Origin of the sequence: Pectobacterium versatile, assembly GCF_003932035.1 — a bacterium.
Taxonomy (GTDB): Bacteria; Pseudomonadota; Gammaproteobacteria; order Enterobacterales; family Enterobacteriaceae; genus Pectobacterium; species Pectobacterium versatile.
Genome location: NZ_CP034276.1, coordinates 4,726,943 through 4,742,745, shown reverse-complemented (window position 1 = coordinate 4,742,745; position 15,803 = coordinate 4,726,943). Strand labels below are relative to the sequence as shown.

At 56.9% G+C, this 15,803-nt stretch carries 12 protein-coding genes; 8 read left to right on the top strand and 4 right to left on the bottom strand.

The genetic code is table 11. The features are described 5' to 3' along the window. Positions 1-2: 2 nt before the first annotated feature. The 4 genes from EIP93_RS21490 (at position 3) to EIP93_RS21475 (ending at position 4,710) form a co-directional block, all read left to right on the top strand. Positions 3-1,190: a sugar transporter gene (locus EIP93_RS21490; RefSeq protein ID WP_039275814.1), complete on the top strand. Its 1,188-nt coding sequence runs from the start codon at positions 3-5 to the stop codon at positions 1,188-1,190. A 61-nt stretch (positions 1,191-1,251) separates the two neighbouring features. Beyond that, on the top strand, positions 1,252-2,154 hold the full coding sequence (gene fieF / locus EIP93_RS21485; protein WP_125233369.1) for a CDF family cation-efflux transporter FieF: 903 nt from the start codon (positions 1,252-1,254) through the stop codon (positions 2,152-2,154). Between the two features lie 206 nt (positions 2,155-2,360). After that, positions 2,361-3,323 (top strand): 6-phosphofructokinase, encoded by a 963-nt coding sequence (pfkA, locus tag EIP93_RS21480; RefSeq protein WP_012821982.1) that lies wholly within the window; start codon positions 2,361-2,363, stop codon positions 3,321-3,323. A gap of 457 nt (positions 3,324-3,780) precedes the next feature. Beyond that, the gene (locus tag EIP93_RS21475; RefSeq protein WP_109225571.1) at positions 3,781-4,710 is read left to right on the top strand and encodes a LysR family transcriptional regulator; all 930 of its coding nucleotides are present in this window, start codon (positions 3,781-3,783) and stop codon (positions 4,708-4,710) included. On the opposite strand, the gene EIP93_RS21470 is transcribed toward EIP93_RS21475, so the two are convergent. From EIP93_RS21470 to EIP93_RS21455, 4 genes are all read right to left on the bottom strand, one after another. Beyond that, positions 4,697-5,425 (bottom strand): DUF6250 domain-containing protein, encoded by a 729-nt coding sequence (locus tag EIP93_RS21470; RefSeq protein ID WP_103862307.1) that lies wholly within the window; start codon positions 5,423-5,425, stop codon positions 4,697-4,699. The two genes, EIP93_RS21475 and EIP93_RS21470, sit on opposite strands and share 14 nt — an antisense overlap. Continuing rightward, positions 5,425-8,205 (bottom strand): exo-rhamnogalacturonan lyase family protein, encoded by a 2,781-nt coding sequence (locus EIP93_RS21465; RefSeq protein WP_125233245.1) that lies wholly within the window; start codon positions 8,203-8,205, stop codon positions 5,425-5,427. The genes EIP93_RS21470 and EIP93_RS21465 overlap by 1 nt, the downstream gene beginning before the upstream one ends. A gap of 4 nt (positions 8,206-8,209) precedes the next feature. Continuing rightward, entirely contained in the window at positions 8,210-10,495 is a 2,286-nt protein-coding gene (locus EIP93_RS21460) for a TonB-dependent receptor (RefSeq protein WP_125233244.1), read from the bottom strand. Between the two features lie 85 nt (positions 10,496-10,580). Then, positions 10,581-11,588, bottom strand: coding sequence for an ABC transporter substrate-binding protein (locus EIP93_RS21455; protein WP_107333591.1), 1,008 nt, complete (start codon positions 11,586-11,588; stop codon positions 10,581-10,583). Positions 11,589-12,170: 582 nt separating this feature from the next. On the opposite strand from EIP93_RS21455, the gene EIP93_RS21450 reads away from it, so the two are divergent. Genes EIP93_RS21450 through EIP93_RS21435 form a run of 4 tightly spaced genes read left to right on the top strand, consistent with a single transcriptional unit; the run spans position 12,171 to position 15,793 of the window. After that, entirely contained in the window at positions 12,171-13,034 is an 864-nt protein-coding gene (locus EIP93_RS21450; protein ID WP_116361644.1) for an energy transducer TonB, read from the top strand. Between the two features lie 10 nt (positions 13,035-13,044). After that, a complete protein-coding gene (locus tag EIP93_RS21445; protein WP_040032702.1) occupies positions 13,045-13,761 on the top strand; it encodes a MotA/TolQ/ExbB proton channel family protein in 717 nt (238 codons plus the stop codon). Between the two features lies 1 nt (position 13,762). Then, positions 13,763-14,164 (top strand): ExbD/TolR family protein, encoded by a 402-nt coding sequence (locus EIP93_RS21440; RefSeq protein ID WP_039474885.1) that lies wholly within the window; start codon positions 13,763-13,765, stop codon positions 14,162-14,164. Positions 14,165-14,185: 21 nt separating this feature from the next. Continuing rightward, entirely contained in the window at positions 14,186-15,793 is a 1,608-nt protein-coding gene (locus tag EIP93_RS21435) for an ABC transporter permease (protein ID WP_125233243.1), read from the top strand. The last annotated feature ends 10 nt before the right edge of the window (positions 15,794-15,803 follow it).

Genomic DNA, 15,803 nt, shown 5'->3' with positions numbered 1-15,803 from the left:
CCATGACCCGTTCTTCCCGTTCGACCGCCTGGTTACGCGTCGTCAGCCTTTCTCTGGCGGCATTCATTTTTAACACCGCTGAATTTGCCCCTGTCGCGCTGTTGTCAGATATCGCTGCCAGCTTTTCCATGAGCGCCGCGCAGGTCGGGCTGATCATCACGATTTACGCCTGGGTGGTTGGGCTGATGTCGCTGCCCTGCATGCTGATGTCCAGCGATATGGAGCGACGCAGCCTGCTGATCAAAATCTTTATCCTGTTTGCCGTCAGCAATGTGTTGTCCGGTCTGGCCTGGAACTATTGGGTGTTGGTGATCGCCCGTATCGGCGTGGCGCTGGCTCACGCGGTGTTCTGGTCGATTACGGCATCGCTGGTGGTGCGTCTGGCACCGGCGGACAAAAAAGCGCAGGCATTAAGCTTGCTGGCGACCGGCACGGCGCTGGCGCTGGTGCTAGGGTTACCGCTGGGACGTGTGGTCGGGCAGTATCTGGGCTGGCGTGTGACCTTTGTCCTGATTGGCCTGATCGCCGCGGGGATTATGCTGGGCCTGATGCGGCTGCTGCCTGTGCTGCCGAGCAGCAATTCCGGTTCGTTGAAGAGCTTGCCTCTCCTGCTTAAACGTCCGGCGCTACTGTGCGTGTACGGCCTGACCGTCATGATCGTGACGGCGCATTTTACCGCCTACAGTTATATTGAGCCGTTTATCCAGAAAGTGGCGTTGTTGAGCGAAAACTTCACCACCATCTTGCTACTGGTTTTTGGCGGTGCTGGCATCATTGGCAGCATGCTGTTCAGCCGCTACAGCAGCAAATATCCGGCGGGCTTCCTGATTGTCTCGTTTGCGTTTCTGGCGGTATGTTTACTGCTCTTGCTGCCTTTGTCATTCAGCGGTTGGAGCCTGTCGACGCTGTGTGTCGTCTGGGGGATCGCCATTATGGCGTTGAGCCTAGGCATGCAGGTCAAGGTGTTGACGCTGGCGTCGGATGCCACCGACGTGGCAATGGCGCTCTATTCGGGGATTTATAACATTGGGATCGGCGGCGGTGCGCTGCTGGGCAATCAGGTGATTGTCCATTTGGGCTTGCCTGACATCGGTTTCATTGGCGCGGCGATGGCGATACTGGCAACCGTGTGCTGTATTTTTACGTTTGTCCGCTATTCCCGTGTGTTAAAAACGTCATTAACGAACTGAATACAAGCGACGACCTGAGCTAGTTATTGTATGTAAGGGCATCGTCTTACGTGAGGGCATGATGAATCCACACTATGCACGTCTGGTGACGCTGGCAGCCGTGAGTGCAACGGCTGTGGCGCTGGTGCTGTTCATAATGAAGGTGTTCGCCTGGTGGCACACTGGCTCGGTGAGTCTGCTGGCGTCGCTGGTTGATTCGCTGGTGGATATCGCCGCGTCGCTGGTGAACCTGCTGGTGGTGCGCTATTCGCTGCAACCGGCGGATACTGAACATGCGTTCGGCCACGGTAAGGCGGAATCGCTGGCCGCGCTGGCGCAGAGTATGTTTATCTCCGGCTCGGCGCTGTTCCTGATCCTGACGGGGCTGCAATATTCGCTGGAGCCGCAGACGCTGCACGCGCCGGAAGTGGGTATGTGGGTGACGCTCATTGCGCTGGTGGCCACGCTGCTGCTGGTATCGTTCCAGCGCTGGGTCGTGAAGCGTACGCACAGTCAGGCGGTGCGTGCGGACATGCTGCATTATCAGTCCGATCTGTTGATGAACGGCGCGATTCTGGTGGCGTTGGCGCTCAGTTGGAAAGGCATTACGCGCGCCGACTCCCTGTTTGCATTGGGGATTGGCGGCTATATTTTATATAGCGCGTTACGCATGGGGTATGACGCTGTGCAGTCGCTGTTGGATCGCGCGCTGCCGGAGGACGAGCATCGCGCTATTGCTGAGGTGATTGTGAACTGGCCGGGCATTCGCGGCGCACATGCGTTGCGTACCCGACGTTCCGGCCCTACGCGCTTTATTCAACTGCATCTGGAAATGGATGACACGCTGCCGCTGGTACAGGCACATCAAATTGCAGACGATCTGGAGCAGGCATTACGTGAACAGTTTCCGGGGGCCGATATTATTATCCATCAGGATCCGGTTTCTGCCGTGCCAGAAAATCAGCGTGGCAGATTGACGGCGTAGTCGGCCAGGTTTCAGCATTTTATGTTAAAAACGTGATACGCCATGAAAATTTATGCACAATTTAGCCTGACCTGAATCAATTCAGCTTCGGGTGTTTGTTATAATATGCTAATAAAAGAATAAGGCGTTGCTGCCTGTTTCACGGCGGCGGTGAATTTACGATAGAAGAATCCTGCAAAATTACATCTACAAGTCCAGAGGTTGTCATGATTAGAAGAATCGGAGTGTTGACGAGCGGTGGCGATGCACCAGGTATGAATGCGGCAATTCGTGGTGTGGTTCGCGCTGCACTATCGGAAGGGCTGGAAATTTATGGCATTTATGATGGCTATCAGGGCTTGTACGAAGATCGCATGGAGCAGTTGGATCGCTACAGCGTATCGGATGTGATTAACCGTGGCGGCACATTCTTGGGTTCCGCGCGTTTCCCGCAGTTCCGTGATGAAGCTGTGCGTCAGGTCTGCGTGGAAAATATGAAAAGACGCGGCCTGGATGCGCTGGTCGTTATCGGCGGTGACGGTTCCTATATGGGTGCCAAGCGTCTGACTGAAATGGGTTTCCCTTGTATCGGCTTGCCCGGCACGATCGATAACGACGTTGCGGGTACGGACTACACCATCGGTTACTTTACCGCGCTGGAAACCGTGCTGGAAGCGATTGACCGCCTGCGCGATACCTCCTCTTCACACCAGCGTATTTCTATTGTTGAAGTCATGGGACGCCACTGCGGCGACCTGACGCTGGCGGCGGCAATTGCCGGCGGCTGTGAGTTCATCGTTCTGCCGGAAGTGCCATTCAGCCCAGAAGATCTGGTCTGTGAAATCAAAGCGGGCATTGAGAAAGGCAAGAAACACGCGATTGTGGCGATCACCGAACTGGTGTGCGACGTCGATGAATTAGCGAAATACATTGAAAAAGAAACGGGACGCGAAACCCGTGCGACCGTACTTGGCCATATTCAGCGCGGCGGCTCGCCGGTTGCCTATGACCGTATTCTGGCCTCACGCATGGGCGCCTACTCTATTGAGCTGCTACAGCAGGGCTACGGCGGCCGCTGTGTCGGTATCCAGAATGAGAAAATGGTGCACCACGACATCGTTGATGCCATTGAGAACATGAAGCGTCCTTTCAAAGGCGACTGGCTGGATACAGCGAAAAAACTGTTCTAAGAAATCTGATCCTCCGTCTCTTAGTCCATTTTATGCGGACGCCGAGACGGTTTCGTGCGCGGTAATGTCGTTATTTTCATGCTACCTCGTAGCACGCGCCCGACACGGGGCGGCTTAAGCGCCGCTCGCCCCGTGACCCCTTGGCTTTTGGCGCGAATTATGCCGCTACGCGGTGCCTTCGTCGGTATCTGGCTTAACGGACCGCTTGCGACACGTTCCCTACGTGGCGCAAGCTTGAGCCGCGTCCCTGCGGCTCATCCTAAGCCCGCTATCTCCTCAGCATAATTTTTTACGCCGGATAACGGCAAAACCCGCGATGCCTCTGGATTGACGTATAAGAGACCGCGCTGCATATATAACCGGTAAGAATATAAACATCGGTTTTATTATTTTTTCTGCGTGACCAGACCTGCTAGCCTGCCCATTCCTTCCGTCTTGATGACACGCGACTGCCGCTATGAATATCGATCTTCGCCAACTGCGCCACTTTATTGCCCTGATTGAGCATCGCAATTTTACGTCGGCGGCACAGGCGATGAAGCTTTCCCAATCTGCCTTCAGCCGCAGCATCCAGTCGCTGGAGCAGACCATCGGCACCCGCCTGATTGACCGTATGAACCAACTGGAGCCGACGCCGAAAGGGTTGGTGGTGCTGGAACACGCGCGTCGCCTGATTAACCAGACGCACGATCTGTTTAACGATATCCAGCAGTTCAATGAGAAAGAGGCAGGCGAAGTGAATTTTGGCTGCGGCCCGGCCCCCGCCGCCTGGCTTATGCCGCAGGTGATCGGGGTTTTCTCCCGACATTATCCAAAGGTGCGGATGGTTTTTCGCGTTGATAATTGGCAGGCGTTAGGCCATCGGCTGATGGCCGAAGAGCTGGATTTCATCGTGGCGGATATGCGTAACTTTGAATTCGATACCCGCTATCGGGTTCAGCCGCTGAGCCAGCACCGTTGGGGATTTTGCTGCCGTAGCGGGCATCCGTTGGCGGCGCAGGAAGAGATTACCGTCGAACAATTTTTTTCCTACCCGCTGGCGGCAACGATACGCCCTCCTAACCTGCACCGTGCGCTGGTACAGCTGAGCGGTAAACTGGATATTCGCACCAGCATTGAGTGTGAAAATGGCTACAGTCTGCTGGACGTGGTACGCCATTCGGATGCCATCGGGACGACGAATCATTTCAACGAGCCCGATCGGCACGGCATTCACATGTTGAAGATTGCCGGTCTGGACGACAATACCGACGAGTTTTATACCCATTACGGCATTATTTATCTGGCGGACGCCCGCCTATCGCTGCTGGCGCGCAAGCTGATTGAAACCTTCGTGCAGGTCGACAGCGACCTGCACGGTACACCTGTGGCGCTTACAGCGGAGTGATACTGAACTCACTGATTTCCTGACGCGAAAAGACCGTCCGAAAGCCGAAATAGCCCGGAGCGGGCGTGCTCGGATAGCTGGCATGAAAATAGAGTACATCGTCGACCCAAAAACGGGTTTCCCGCCGATCCACTTCAATCACAATTCTATAGCGATGATTCGGACGCAGCAGATGTGCGGCATCGGTGTACTCACCGAGCAGCAGGCGTTCGCCGTGACCGTCGTAATAACGAAAGCGCGTAGTGCTGTTCCAGTTGCCGCCCATGCCAACATAGTACAGATTCAGGCTGTCATATTCGTTGAGCTTGCCGTACCGGGTAAAAAGGTTCGAATGATGCAGGTCACGCGCGGCCCAGAATTGGTTGAGGTCGGACACACGGTCGTAGGGACGATCGGTAACCAGAATCTCGCGCGTGAAGGCGATGCGATAGGTGCCTGAGAGCGGCGCATCCAGCCAGATCGTTAGCCCGGCGGCGCTTTCCAGCGTCAGGCGCTCAGACGTGGTCTGGATCGCCGTGCGGTCAGGGTCTTCCTGTTCCACCTGCCAGCGTAGCGGCTGGCCCGTTGAATCCGTGGACCAGATAAACGTTGAACGGTGTGGCGAATCGATAATCTCATGTGTGCTGCCTGCCTGCGGCGACAGGAGGAGCGTATTTTCAGTACAGCTTGGGTCAGTCATGGTGATGTCCTGTAGCGTGCCGCCGGGGGGCGGCATTAAGAAGAGGGAATGTCATCCAGCAAGGCCAGCAGGGCGATAGCGGTTAATCCCCATTGGGCGACGGCATTGGTTGCCAGATTGGCGGCTGTGGTGCTGCCGGAATGTTTATCGATGGTCGAATCAATCAGCGCCTCATTGATTGGGTAAAGCACGGTGGGGGGCGTTAAGCGCCGCTGTTCGAGAGTCGGATGGGCGATACCGCCGCTGCCCGCGGTAAATTCTGCCCAAGCGCGTTGCGCCAGCGTGCGATCGTTTAACCGTCGTGCGGCAAAGGCGGTCAGCCGGGCATGTCCCTGAGCCAGATTGAGCTTTTTCACCGTCTTACCCACGACTGCGCTTAACGCGACGGGGTCGTTATACAGCCGACAGTAGTCGAGCCATGCGCGGGTAAAGGCGGGGTCGGGCAGGGCTTCAACCAGCTCACTACAGATTTCTGTCAGGCCAAAAACCGCACTCAAATGTGAAATTTCCACCTGATCCGGTGGGGCCAGCTCGATACGGCCCGTATCGGGGTCGATAGCCGATCCGCCAGTGAAAAAGCCGTGCGGCTGGGCGGCAATGGTTTGCATACTGGTCAGCAGGCGTTCACGCATTGCCGGATCGCCGTGTCGTTCCCATGCGGTTAGCCAGGCGGCGGCTACCGCGCCCCAGTCTGTCCCAAAACTCAGGCTGACGTGATGCGGATCGGCGGGCGATGTCTGCCCAATCTTGCGGCCGGGCAGCACGGTGCCGAGCGTACGCAGTGCCTCGATCTGTTCGTCCATCAGGTCACCGATGCGTTCATCAGCGGTGAGATAGTAGAGAAAGCGGCGGTTGGCGACGGTAGAAATGCGTAATTGCTTGGCGCTGTCGCCCCAGTGGCGGACATTGTGCCGCGACCCCAGCGGACTAAATTGCCCCAAATGGTGTACGTCAACTTCGCCCGTGTGGCGCGTCATGGCTTCTGCCATACGAAACGCCTCGGCGCGTCCGCTGTGCAGGAAGTAATACCAGAGCCACAGATCGGTGCTGAGTTCCGAGTTGTCCCACGCATAGCCGCCCACATCGTAGCGCCAGACGTGGCGGTCGCTGTCATAGGTATGCATCACGTCGCCGAAATCCCAGAAGCCGTACCATTTCCGCTGTTCGACTTCCTGCTGGTAGATATCGAAATACGCATCCAGCTGTTTCTCCAGCCTGATGCGGCCGGGCGTGGTGGCAGAGGAAGAAGCCGGAGCCCAGAGTGGGCCAAACGCCTGCGCGCGGTACAGATCCTGTGCATCCGCGACCAGCAGCGGCGGTTGCTGCATGCGCCGCGCCCGGTTGACCAGATTTTCCGCGTCAGGCGTCGCGGGCAGCACATCGATAAACAGTTCGCTGGTGCGTGCCACGCCGACCGCCGAACCGAAACCCGGCTCGTAATCTTCATAGGTGATTGCCAGCCCTTCACGCTGTTTTTCATGGGTATCCTGATCCAGCCCGTCATGATAGAAGCGCATATCCATCGGTTCTGCCCACGGCGACCACAGCCAGAGCGTGACGGTCGCCACGTCGGTGTGGGCATTGTCGATTTCCAGACTGGCGGGATAGCTCTGCCAGAAATTTCGCAGGCCGAATGCCACGCCGCCGGTGGGCGTGCCCAGATAGCCGACGCCTGCCGCCCGGTCACCCGTGGCGGAAAGGAGCCAGCCCTGTCCGGCCGCGGTGCGTTTGTGTATCTGGAAGCCATCGGGATGGTGCTGCGTCAGGCGGTAGCTGCCAAACGCGGGAATGTAATCCAGTCGTTTCCCGACCTCCGGTGAAAAATCTGCGATTGGTGGCGTGGCTTGCCCAGCCAGCTGTGCCGCGATAACCGCCGCGCCGGGATCGCGACGTAGCCCACTCAGGCCGCGTACCGCTTCACGAAAGAGCCCCCCCTGATCCGAAACGAAGCGTACGTGGCGATCGTGCAGTTCCCCCTGTAGCGGAACGTCGAACGCCAGCCCAAGTCCTTTCAGGCTGAGAAGGTCGTCGTCGTTGTCATAGATCAGGGTGTGTATGACGCGCAGCGAGTCGGTGTTCGCATAGCTATACAGCCGGATAATAAAGGGGATGTGCGCCACCCCCTGTTGTTGCGCGTGGTGCTTACCACGTAGCGCAATCACCGTCCGCTGTGGCCCGCTTTGTTCCACCGTGACGGTGTCGATCACGCCCTGATAGGTATCCTGCGTCAGCGTACTATCCGCCTCCACACCTCGCTGCATGCGCAACACCAGCCTGCCGTTGGTTAATGCCAGTCGATTATCCCGCCAGATTTCTTCGATCAAGCGAGAGCCTGAGCGTGGAATCACGCAGCGAATGCGGCCGGTATCCACCGTCCAGCCGTGGTCATGCTCGCTGACCATCCCGGAAGCCAATGGTTTCTCTGCTTTGGCTGTCGGCCGCAGCGTTAGCCCATCTTCTGGCGGGATATCGCCACCCAGCGCATGCGCCGACCATTTAATCGAGCCATCCGGCCAGCGAGCCAGCGGCCAGCTTTGCAGGTCATAAGCTCGCTGTTGCGTATCATGCAGTTGGAAACCACTGTCGTTGCGTACCGCCCCCTGCGGCCAGGGGACGCCCCAGGTTACGCCAGTGAAGGCGAGAGGCCGCTGCCCATCTAGCCAACGCAGGCCGACCTGCGGTGCCGATTCGCCAGCGTAGCCAGAGGTTGGGGCCAGCGGTGCGGCGGCGTGCGCAGATGTCCAGAACGGTGCCGACAGCGCCAGCAGCGTGCTGTCGCGCAGGAAGCGTCGGCGTGAGTAAGTCATCTTGTCCATGACGTTAGCCTTTGAAATCGTAGCCGACTGATATGCCGACCATACGCGGTTCGCCAATCACGCCCGTTGTGGCGCTGGAGCCTCTGACCGAGCGGTAGTAGTTTTTATCCAGCGCGTTTTTCACCCACAGCGACACGTTCCAGCGGTTGTCGCCTTGCTTGCCGCTCAGCCCGCTAGACAGGTTGAGGACGCCGTATGAGGGAATACGGTTGGATTCGGAATCGTCGAGCGTGCCGTAGGCCCAGCTCCGCCATGACCATTGACCGGAAACCGAGGCTTGCAGGTTATTTGGCGTATCCCATTGATAACGTACGCGCGTGTTGTAGCTCAGCGTTGGGGATTTAAAGACACGCTTTCCAGACATATCGCACGAGACAGCGGAGATTTCTGCCGGGCAGCGGGCGTTAGGGAAATTCAGGTAGCGGGCATCCAGAACGGTACCGGCCAGACTGATGCTTAAGCCGTCAACGGGGCGCAGCGTTAACTGCGTTTCGCCGCCGCGCGAGCGGAATTTCCCCGCGTTAATCAGATAGCTGGTATCCGTTTCTTCGTCATAGGCGTTGTTCTGGAAATCTTCGACGACGCTCCAGAACAGCGCGGTATTCCATTCCACTTTGCGCTGTAGCCAGTGGGTTTTGACGCCTAGCTCTGCCGAACGGTTTTTTTCTGGATCGACGTACAGCGAATCAATCCCCAGCTGTCTTGCGGCACCAGAGGAGACGTTCAGGCCGCCGGATTTTTCCCCGTAGCCCAGCGTGACGTAAGGCGTAACATTTGGTGCCGCGAACCAGTTCAGGCTGACGGAGCCAGAGGGCAGGTGGTTGGTTTGCGAGAGTGGGCCAGAATCAAAGGTGGCGCGATTTTTACGCTGGAACGTTCCCTCTTTTTTCTCATAGGTCTGACGCAGACCGACAATGACATCCAGTTTATCGGCGGCATGCCAGGTCCCGCGACCATAGACGGAATAGACGGTGTCATCCAGCGTGCCAAAGCGCTGAACGTTAATACCCTGATAGCCATTTCCGACCCACGTCCGCACGCGGTTGTCGTTGTAGTAGCGGCTGTTTGCCTCGGTATCGAGGTTTTCTCCCCAGTAATCGACGCCCAGTGAATAATCGAAGGTATTGCCTTTGGGAGAATCGAGCCAAAAACTTTGCGACCAGACGCGATCGCGTACGTCAGCGCCGCTGTCGCGATAGAGCGGGATATTCCAGTTATCCGCCGTGCTGGGCAGCACGCGGAAATAGCGCAGTGACGATAGGGAGTTGAGGCTATAGCCGCTCTTCAGCTTCCAGTTGGCCTCTACCGAGCCACCGCCTTGCGCAACGCGAATCACATTTTCATCGTCCATCGCGACCTGACGACCGCCGACGACCTTGAGGCCAGTTTGTTGTGCGCGGGTACGGAAGTCGTCGGTTGCACTGACCAGCACGGAGACCGGACGCTGGGTGGAATCGCTGTAGTCGCCGGTGATTCTGAGACTAAAGCTGTCATTGGGCTGATAAAGCAGTTGGCCGCGCACGCCGTTATTGGTGCTACCTCCCAGCTTATGGCCGTTTTCGATATTCGTGACGTTTCCGCCGCGCTCCGTACGCGACAGGTTGATGCGTCCCGCCCAGTGGTCGCTAAGTGGCCCGGACGCCATCAGTTTGGATTGCAGATAGCCACGCTGCCCGAACGATTGCTCCAGTGAATATTCAGGCGTGAAGGTCGGCTTGCGCGTGCGAATATCAATCGCGCCGCCGGTGGTATTAAAGCCATAGGCCGCGCCCTGCGGGCCCTTCAACACGCGGGTGCTGTCGATATCCAGCAAATCATTAGAGATGACACCGGGACGGGACAAGTAAACGCCATCGACAAACAGGCCCACGCTGCCCGGCATACCGATGTTGGTGCCGCTCTCGCCGCCGTCGCCAATCCCGCGAATGGTCACCGTGGTGTCCATCACATCGACGGTATCGACATCCAGCCCTGTCACCAACTGCGACAGTTCTTCAAAGCGGTAGATCCGCTCTTCTTCGAGCGTTTTGCCATCGATCACCGAGGCCAGCGTGGTCGGCGGCTGAACGGGTACACGCTGAGCGTTAACTTTCACGCGTTTCAACTGGACCGGGGCGGCGGTTGCCGTCTCGGTGCCGGGTATTATCTGTTGTGATGGATTATCCGTTGTGACTTGTGGGTCGGCTGCCCGCGCTATCGCGGGAAGCGTTAAGACGCAGCTCATTAAAATGCCTGACGTTATGTTGCGCTGGTGTTTTTTTAAATACTGCTGGTGTCTTTTTAAATACATGGTTTCTTCCGAATGTCGTCAATAGGTTGCCGATTGCCGTGAAATTCACGGCAATACGTGGGCTATAATCTTTTTGGGGTATAAATTACTGGGTGGCTTTCAGATAAGAATCATCCAGCCATTTATCGACATCAAAAGGCTGCCGAATAAGGCGTGATTCATAGGCCAGTTTTACCGCACGTTTTAATTTATCCACATAGGCGGTATCTAATTTGGGTGAAAGACGCTCAGATAATGGCGGTAATGTATCCCATTCGACGCGTAATATATTTTCCGGGTAGCCTGACTGGGTGGCTAAGAGCCGAATAAATTCATCTTTATTTTTAGCATCGCTGGCCCAGTTTGCCGCCTCGCGCTGGACTTTAACTAATCGCTGCAGAATATCCTCGTTGCCTTTGGCAAATTTCTCATCCACCAGCAGGAAGCCGCTGAGCTGGCCTGCGCCGCCCAGATCACGGCTCGACAGCGGAACATCCGCCAGCCCTTTATCCCGCAGCGAAAGCGTATTGCTGCCGCCCCAGGTGGCGTCAATCTGTCCAGCGGCTAACGCCGCACTGGCTGCCGCGAAATCGAGATTGATCAGCTTCACATCAGAAGGCTTCAGGCCCTGTGAATCGAGCGCGCTAACGAAGGACAGCTCGCCTGCTGTTCCGCGAAAGATCCCAATACGTTTGCCTTTCAGATCGGGGATTTTCTCAATACCGGAGCCTTTCGCCACCGCCAGATAGTGATTGATGCCGCGTGATGCCACGGCGATCACTCGGGTATCCAGACCGCGAGAACGGCCGATAATGCTGGCTAAATCACCCAGATAGGCCACGTCAACCTGATGGTTACCAAATGCTTCGTTAATGACGGGGCCAGCGCCTTTAATGAATGTCCAGCGGACACTGATGCCATCTTTGCCGAATTCGCGTTCCAACAGCTTCTGGCTGTGGATGACGTCGAGCAGGCCGCCGCCGCTGGGTTTTGTGCCCGCGCCAATGTCCGGCGCGGCAATACGAATTTCAGTGATAGCCGATGCGATGCCTGACCAGGCCATACCCATTGCCAATAAGCCGGTCACTAACCATTTTCGTCCTGATGTTGTCATGTTTCGTCCGCCAGTGATGAGGTGTTTGAATGTGAGTGTGTGAATATCAATGTTGTTATTGCGCCGATTTAGCACGGCGTCATATCGTTGCAGAACCACATTTAAAGGCTTGGCAATAAACTGACTAATACAAAAAAAGCATTATTATTTTTAGTAAATAGCTAAATCAGCATTCATCGCTTATTTCATCGTTATGCAGCGAACGAAAAAAAACTATTCCAACTATGCATTAGCCTATCGGGACTTATTGCCTTTAGTTTGTCGTTAAACAATGGACGCGATTATCTTTTCGATGAAATAGATAATTAAATGAATATCGATATACAGATACATACGTTGACTTTATTAAGCTCTCGAGAAGAATCGATTATTCCACCGCTATTTCAGGTCATCTATCCATGACGCCTGCAATGTGAATTATGCCGGGTAAATACCCTAAATAATTCGAGTTGCATGGCGGCGGCAACCGAACGAGTCCCCAGGAGCTTACACAAGTAAGTGACTGGGGTGAGTAAGGGAAGCCAACACACAGGCAATTTGAAGTATGACGGGTATAAATAAACACGGTCAGGAGCACTTACCATGACGGAATTACTCTATGCGGGAGCAGCGCCAGGATCCCGGTCTTATTCACCGGAGCCGGCTCCGCACGCCAGCCGGGTGAGCGGCGTCGTGCAGCCACGCTTGCCGACGTTGAATACGACGGTTTCGTCTCGACCGGAACGCTGGCTGGCGGTGATAGCGACGTTGCTATTGCACGCGGCGGTGCTGGCATTATTCCACAGCGCATCGACACCGCCCGTTACGGTGCCTGCCCGGCCACAGCCTGTCAGCATCGAGCTGGTTGCTGCGGCTGCCGAACCGGTGCTGCAAGCCCAGCCAGCCGAACCTGAACCTATTGAGCCTGACGTCGTAACGCCACCGCCGGAATTTACTACGCCGCCCGTGGACAAGCCGGTTGATGACAACGCGCTGCTGCCGCCAGTGCCCGAGAAAAAAGAGCCTGAGAAAAAGCCTGAACCCGCGCCGAAAAAGGTTGCGGTGAAAAAGAGTCCGCCCGCACCTGCGCCGAAACCTCAGGCGGAAGCTGCATCGGCAACGGCCCCGATAACACCTGCTCCGGTGGCGAAAAAGGCCGTCGAACAGCCCGTTGATGCGCCGTTGACGCCGCCGCTCGCGAATGCTGACTACCTGCATAATCCCGCACCGGCTTATCCCGACGTGGCGATTAGCCGTGGTTATGAAGGCACCGTGCTGTTGAACGTGCAGGTGCGTGCCGACGGCAAGGTGCAAACCATTCAGATCCATCAATCAAGCGGTTATCCCTCGCTGGACGATGCCGCCAGAGACACTGTGCGGCGCTGGTCTTTCGTTCCGGCGCGCCGTGGCAGTCAGCCGGTTAGCGGCTGGGTGGTGGTTCCCGTCGATTTTTCGCTAAATTCATGAGGTATTGGTTATGACGCTCGGACACATTGAACTCTTTTCTGCGGAAGGCGCGGTGATCCTGTTGCTGCTGCTGTTTTCTCTCGTCACCTGGGGGCTGGGGCTACTGAAATTCGTCCAATACGGTCGGGCGCAACGGCGCGATCGACGTTTTCGCGCCGCCTTCTGGCAGCAGGATGACGTCAGTCAGACTCCAGAAACCAGTGTAAAGCAGCCCGGCTCACTCGCCAATTTGGCGCTGGCTGCCGTCAAAGCACCGGAACGGATTAGCGGACAGCTTGCGCTGAATATTCATCTGCCCGATCGGGTTGAGCGCGCGCTGCAACAGCAGATTCAGCGTGAACGCCGTTCGCTGGAAAGCGGGCTGGCGGTTCTCGCCAGTATCGGCAGTACATCGCCGTTTATCGGCCTGTTTGGCACCGTCTGGGGGATTATGGCGGCGTTGCAGGAGATTGGGCTTTCGGGTTCTGCCAGTCTCGATACCGTTGCGGGGCCGATTGGCAACGCGTTGATTGCCACCGGAATCGGGATTGCCGTCGCGGTTCCTGCGGTGCTGATCTACAACTACTTTTTGCGTCGCCTCAAGCTGGCCGTCGCAGACATGGATGACTTTGCGCATGACGTCTACAGCGTGATGCAGGCGAACGATTTTCATGTCAGCACGTTTCATCCCAGCGCGGAGCCATCGGCCACCGCTTTCTCCGTGAAGAACCTGAGAGAGGTGGTCTGATATGGCGTTTACCTCGCGTAATGATGAAGACGTCATGAGTGAAATGAATATCACGCCGCTCGTGGATGTCATGCTGGTGCTGCTGGTGGTGTTTATCGTTACCGCGCCGATGTTGACCAATGCCATTCCGATTCAGCTCCCGAAAACGTCGGCGGTGGCACCGGCCGATCGCGCCGATCCGGTGGTGATTAGCATTGATGGCGAGCAGCGTGTGTTCATCAATAAAGAGAATCTGGCGCGGGAACAGCTGGTGCCGCGCTTGCAACAAGCTAAAGCGAGTAACGCGGATCTGGTGGTGCAGGTGCAGGCGGACAAAGAGGCGAATTACGGCGAGGTTGCCGCGCTGCTGGCTGATGTCGAGCAGGCGGGGATTACGCGCCTATCCCTGCTAACGCAAAAATAACGTAGCCGGATACCGACGATCATGATGCCTAAATACCCGTTGCGGATACGCTCCGCCTTTGACGCTTCGCTGACCGCCACGCTGTCGGCGGGATATTCCGCATTGGTCATGTCATTGGTCATGTCATTGATCGTGCCGCTGCTGGTGCTCGCAGGCTGGTGGCTTGCCAGTCGCCACGGATGGATGTCTGAACAGATTCTGCCTTCGCCGCTGGCAGTCATCGATAGCGCACGGGCTTTTATCCCCGAAGAGCTGATTCACCAGTTACCTATCAGCCTGATACGGCTGGTGATTGGCTTTAGCGGTGGGATCGCGCTGGGTCTGGTGCTCGGTAGCCTGTTCGGTCTGAACCGACGGCTGAATGCGCTGTTTATGCCACTCTTTACCGTCATCGCGCAGATTCCGACGCTGGCTTGGATTCCGCTTTTGATGCTGTCGCTGGGTATCGGTGAAGCACTGAAACTGGTGGTGCTGGTGAAATCGGTAACGGTGCCAGTGACGCTTTATACCTGCGCGGGTATCCAACAGACCCCGCAAAAGTTGCATGAAATGGCGCGTAGCCTGCGTTTACCTCCCGCCGCTTTCCTACGTTATCTGATTTTGCCTGCGATGCTGCCTTATGTGATGACGGGCATTCGGCTGGCGTTTTCTACCGGATGGGTCGCCTTGATCGCGGTCGAGCTGCTCGCATCCAGCGAAGGGCTGGGCTATCTGCTGGTACAAAGCCGCCAGCTGTTCATGCTCGATCTGGTGTTTGTCTGCATTTTGATTATTGGAATACTGGGCTTTGCCGGAGAACGCGTGCTGCTGAAACTGGAGCGTCGCTGGATTCACTGGCCTGCGCCGGTGTTGGGGCGCGATAGCCTGAGCACTGCGCTGCCGAGCCTGTCGCTGACGCCGTGGTTAGCACCAGTGGTACTGGTTGCGCTGTGGCAGGTTAGCAGCGTGCGCGAGTGGGTGAACGTGGCTTTTCTTCCCGCACCAAGCAGCGTGATCGACGCGCTGTGGACGGGGCTGGCTCAGGGCGGGCTGTTGGCCGATCTCCAGGCCAGCCTGCTGCGTGCGCTACAGGGCTTTGTGCTGGGAAGTGCGATCGGTGTGCTGGTCGGCGCGTTACTCGGCGGTTGGCGCATCGCCGACAGGCTGTTTAATCCGGCGCTGTCCGCGCTGCGCTGTGTGGCGCTATTTGCCTGGCTGCCGCTGATCACGGCCTGGTTTGGTTTAGGGGAAAGCGCCAAAATCGTGTTTATCGCCGTAGCGGCGTTCTTTCCTGTGATGCTGGCAACCCGTCAGGGGATTGCCCAACTTCCGCCTGCGCTATTGGAAGTAGCGCAGGTTCTGCGTCTGACGCCCGTGCAGACGCTTCGCACGCTGATACTGCCCAGCGTATTGCCACCATTGTTCTCCGGTCTACGGCTGGCGCTGATGCATGCGTGGACGGGCGCGATTGGTGCAGAATATTTCATGCCGTCGGGCGAGGGGCTGGGCGGCATGATGATTCGTGCCCAGCAGTTGCTTGAGTCCGATCGCATCATGGCGGGCGTGGTGCTGATTGCCGCAGTGGCCGCACTGTTTTCCCGATTGATTACCTTGTCTGAACGGCGGCTGACCCGCTGGCGCTTTGCGTGACCGTTAACGG